Source organism: Arthrobacter sp. 08Y14, assembly GCF_002929455.1.
Lineage (GTDB): Bacteria > Actinomycetota > Actinomycetes > Actinomycetales > Micrococcaceae > Arthrobacter_B > Arthrobacter_B sunyaminii.
The window spans coordinates 1-506 of the sequence record NZ_PJIX01000076.1; the positions used below are offsets into that span (position 1 = coordinate 1).

At 63.2% G+C, this 506-nt stretch carries 1 protein-coding gene; it reads left to right on the forward strand.

What is annotated here, in order from left to right; genetic code table 11:
- On the forward strand, positions 1–455 hold a 455-nt coding region (locus tag CXR03_RS19055), incomplete at its 5' end, for an SH3 domain-containing protein (RefSeq protein WP_219816295.1).
- Between the last annotated feature and the right edge of the window lie 51 nt (positions 456–506).

Below are 506 nucleotides of genomic sequence, written 5' to 3' on the forward strand. Positions count from 1 at the left end.
ACTTCAGGGAGCCTCGCATGCACCACCGCGCCACCATGATCATCCTGACCGCTCTCGCCTGCATTGCAGGTACGAGCCTCGCGGCGCATGCTCAAGAGCCGAAGGTCATCCCCGCCCCTGACATCGATGACAGCACTCTGATGGACACCTATCTTTCGCATGTCCGCGGCCTGCCGCCTGGCAAGCGCCTCGCTGTGCATTCCGGCGCCGGCCCGAATTTCCGCGTCATCCACGCGCTCGATGAGGGTCAACCGATCGAGCGCCTCTCCTGCCAGGATAGCCGTGGTGGCTACTGGTGCCGTATCGCCACCGTCGACCGCCCCCGCATTTCAGGCTGGGTCGACGGACGCTTCCTCCTCGAGGAGACAGGCTTCGCACCGCCGGATGACCTGCGCAATCCGTCGTTCGAGCCGGAGATCATCATCGATCCCTTCCCAAGGCCGAGAAGGCCCTGAGGGGCAATACGTGATATGGCGGATCAGATATCCTGATAGGCTGCGATGACC